This is a genomic window from Acidovorax sp., from assembly GCF_046339755.1.
Lineage (GTDB): Bacteria > Pseudomonadota > Gammaproteobacteria > Burkholderiales > Burkholderiaceae_C > Acidovorax.
The window spans coordinates 1-3,034 of record NZ_JBKDTZ010000383.1 but is presented as its reverse complement, the minus strand read 5'-3'; the positions used below and the strand labels follow the sequence as shown (position 1 = coordinate 3,034).

The 3,034-nt window shown below is 64.4% G+C and carries 2 protein-coding genes and 1 pseudogene; 1 reads left to right on the top strand and 2 read right to left on the bottom strand.

Annotated features, from left to right (window positions below):
• Window positions 1-130 precede the first annotated feature (130 nt).
• On the top strand, window positions 131-304 hold the full coding sequence (locus ACK59X_RS32775; RefSeq protein WP_409963361.1) for a hypothetical protein: 174 nt from the start codon (window positions 131-133) through the stop codon (window positions 302-304).
• Window positions 305-412: 108 nt separating this feature from the next.
• Here ACK59X_RS32775 and istB read toward each other — a convergent pair whose 3' ends face one another.
• Both istB and istA read right to left on the bottom strand, forming a co-directional pair.
• A complete protein-coding gene (istB, locus tag ACK59X_RS32770) occupies window positions 413-1,225 on the bottom strand; it encodes an IS21-like element helper ATPase IstB (protein WP_409963363.1) in 813 nt (270 codons plus the stop codon).
• Window positions 1,215-2,822, bottom strand: a pseudogene (gene istA / locus ACK59X_RS32765) (IS21 family transposase). Before istA ends, istB begins: the two are co-directional and overlap by 11 nt.
• Between the last annotated feature and the right edge of the window lie 212 nt (window positions 2,823-3,034).

Below are 3,034 nucleotides of genomic sequence, written 5' to 3'. Positions count from 1 at the left end.
GGTCTGGCGGTGGGGGTGGGCGTGCGTTGCCGGGTTGACGTTACTCTACGATAGAGTATCCTGATGTGGAGTTATTTTTTTACTCCGCCCTGTTGGATCAAAAACCCAGCGCCGCACTAAGGAATTGCCCATGGCACGCATCCCCGAGACCGAGATCGAGCGGCTGAAAACCGAGGTCAGCGTCGAGCGCCTGGTCGAGGCGGCGGGCATCGAGTGTCCGCGCCGATCCAAATTTGAGCCACCGTGCCGACCGAATATTGAGCCAGGGGTGGAAGCCGACTTTTCGAGGGCCGGCTGTGGATAAGTGTAGGTCTTCGCCTTGTTTGTCGACCTCCTTGGTGCCGTGTTGATCGCGCGGGGGAAGACGCGAAGGGCGTAGCCCGTAGAGGCTTCCCCCGCGCGCGGCGCTCCTTCAGAAGGCGTCGCCCTCAACCTCTGTCTTGGCCCCCTTGTGGGCCTGTTCCCGGGCCTTGATGCGCTTCTTCGCGGCCGCCGTGCTGCGGCTGAAGCGCACCGACTCGTTGCCCGTCTCCACGATGTGGCAATGGTGCGTTAGCCGGTCCAGCAGCGCAGTGGTCATCTTGGCGTCGCCGAACACTTTGGTCCATTCCGCGAAGTCCAGGTTGGTCGTGATCATCACGCTGGTGTGCTCGTACAGGCGGCTGAGCAGGTGGAACAGCAACGCCCCACCCGCCTGGCTGAAGGGCAGGTACCCCAGCTCATCGAGGATGACCAGGTCCAGGCGCAACAAGCTCGTGGCGATGCGCCCAGCCTTGCCTTGCGCCTTCTCCTGCTCCAGCGCGTTGACCAGATCGACCGTGGAGCAAAAGCGTACCCGCTTGCCATGGCGCGTGACCCCGGCCACACCGATGGCTGTGGCCAGGTGCGTCTTGCCGGTGCCGGGCCCACCAACCAGAACCACGTTGTGCGCTTCGTCTGTGAACGCTGTGGTTGCCAGCGTGCTGACCAGCTTGCGGTCCACCGGCGAGACCTCGAAGTCAAACCCGGCCAGATCCCGATGCACGGGGAACTTCGCGGCCTTCATCTGGTGGCTGACCGACCGCATCTGCCGGTCCGTTCCTTCAGCCTGCAACAGATGCTCGATCAACCAGCGAGACGACTCGAGGCCGCCGCCACCGCTGCCTTGCTCCGTCAGATCAGCCCACGCGCTGGCCATGCCGTGCAGACGCAGCGCCTTCAACTCCACCAGGACATCAGGCTTCATGGCTGGCCCCTTCAGCGTGTTCGGCCGTGTCGGCGCCGTCACCGCGCAGACGGTCATAGCGCGCTGTGTCTGCCAGAGGCGGTGTCACCACCTTCAGGTGCGTGGCGGCCGTCGGCGGCGCAGGCTGTGCGTTCAGCCTGCCCATGACATTGATCACGTGCTCCACACTGACCTTGCCTGGCGGGCCCGTCTCCAGTGCCAACTCCACCGCCACAAGAACCGCATCCAGCCCAGCCGTCAGCACGATGGCCAGCACCTGCGCCATCACCCGATCCCCGCCCGGGTTACGCAGCAGCCCTCGGCGCAGCCGCTGCAATGGTTCGGGCATGTCGGCGAACGGAGCCCCGTTCCTCAGCGCCCCCGGCTTCCTCTGCAGCAGCGGGATGTAGTGCTGCCAGTCGTACCGCGTCTCGCCGGCATTGCTCAGCCGGTCGTGACGCGCCACGATCTTGTCGTCAGCCACCACCGCCACGCTGCCCGGGTACAGACGCGTGCTGACCACCTGCCCCACCAGCTCACACGGCACCGAGGAGCGGTTGCGCGCCACCGACACCAAGCAAGTGCTGGACACCCGCGCCGGCTTCTCAACGTAGCCATCAAACGGGATCGGCATGGGCATCAGATGCGCACGCTCGTGCTCCAGCATCTCGGCCACGGTGAACTGGGCGTGCTCTGGGTGGCGCACCTCCTGCCACAGGGCCCGGCACCGGTCAGCCAACCAGGCGTTGAGCTCCACGAAGCTGCCGAACTTGATCTTGGCCGCGTCGATCCAGATGCGCCGACGGCTGTCCTGCACGTTCTTCTCGACCACCCCCTTTTGGCTGCGGCCGCTTCGCTTAACTTGCTTCGCAAGTTAGCCTTCGCCGCAGCCGCACTTCGTTTGGCTGTCCCAGCCTGAGGCCACATTGCAGAAGTCGGGATCGACCAGGTAGTGCGCGCACATCGTGGCGAAGCGCTCGTTGACGACACGGCCCTTGCCCTTCTTGACCTTATCGACAGCCGTCTTCATGTTGTCGTAAATGCCGCGGCGCGCCACACCGCCCAGCGCTGCAAACGACCGGGTGTGCGCATCGAACAGCATCTCGTGACCCTGGCTGGGATACGCCACCAGCCAGAACGCCCGCGAAGCGCACAGCTTCATGTGCGCTACCTGCACCCGGTAGTAGATGCCGCCCACCAGCATCCCTTCCTCGCTCCAGTCGAACTGGTAGGCCTCGCCCAACTCGAAGGCCAGGGGAACAAAGGCGTTGGCTACCGCTGCCTGGCCTTCCTGCTGGAGCCACTGACGAACGAAGTCCGTCACACGGCTGTAGCCGCCGTCGTAGCCGGACAGCTTGATCTGGGCGTACAGGGCCCTGGACGTGCGCCGCTCGTGGCGGGGCCGTCGCGCATCAGCCGTCAAGGCCTGGCGCAGTTCATCGCCAAACGGCGTGAGCTTGTTGTCTTGCTCAGCGCGCCGGTACTTCGGCTCGCCTTCCACATCGCCGTGCAGCCACTTGGAAATCGTGTTGCGCGACAAGCCCGTGATGCGCGAGATCTCGCGCACCGACTTCTGCTTGCGGCTGTGCAGCCGCCGGATCCTGCCAATCATGTCCATGGTGATCACTCCTGATCCTCTGCTGCACAAAAAAGCAGCAGAGTAGGTCGTTCACCTGGCTCAGTTTTCGGTCGGGTGCGCCGGGAGACCGGCAAGGAGCAAAGGGTGCAAGTCCCTCACAGCAAAGGTTTAGCGAACCATGTTGTCCCCGAGTCATGCGCTGGGCACCGCGAGGTGCATGGCGAAGCGTTGACAGGGGTACGTGCAGGCCA